The organism is Bacillus manliponensis (assembly GCF_000712595.1).
Taxonomy (GTDB): Bacteria; Bacillota; Bacilli; order Bacillales; family Bacillaceae_G; genus Bacillus_A; species Bacillus_A manliponensis.
Window position 1 is genome coordinate 1 of the sequence record NZ_JOTN01000087.1, and the last position, 460, is coordinate 460.

A 460-nucleotide genomic window follows, 5' to 3' on the forward strand; every position below is an offset into this window, starting at 1 on the left:
TATATTCATACCGCTATTAGCAACTACCTGAAACCCATTCGCTGGATTCGGGAAAATCCCATTGCCAATAAACATCGCAAAATAAGCTGCATAGTCACTTGCATCATACATCCTATCACCATTTACACTGTTAAAAATTCCACTTTCGATTGCCATTCCATCACCCCATTTTTTGCTGTATTTTATCAAGTAAGGTAGGTATATTACTGCCAAAATTTACTCTTATATCAACACGGTCATTCTCATAAATCTCTTCCACAACCGTAATCCTTGTATTGAGTGTAAGCCCCCAACGTTTATTCTCAATCGTTACAATATCACCAAGTTCAAAGTCTTCTTTATAAACAAGATTTGAATGAAGTGAGATACCAGATTCAAATGTTTGTATGGTTTGTGATTCCGCTAATTTACTATTCCCTCTTTCAATCAAAAGTTTTTCATACTCTGCATCTGTTAAAAC

Annotated in this window: 1 protein-coding gene; it reads right to left on the reverse strand. The window is 35.2% G+C overall.

The genetic code is table 11. The features are described from left to right. Nucleotides 1–160: 160 nt before the first annotated feature. A partial coding sequence (locus BAMA_RS23335) for a Gp37-like protein (RefSeq protein ID WP_034644462.1) occupies nucleotides 161–460 on the reverse strand: 300 nt, incomplete at its 5' end.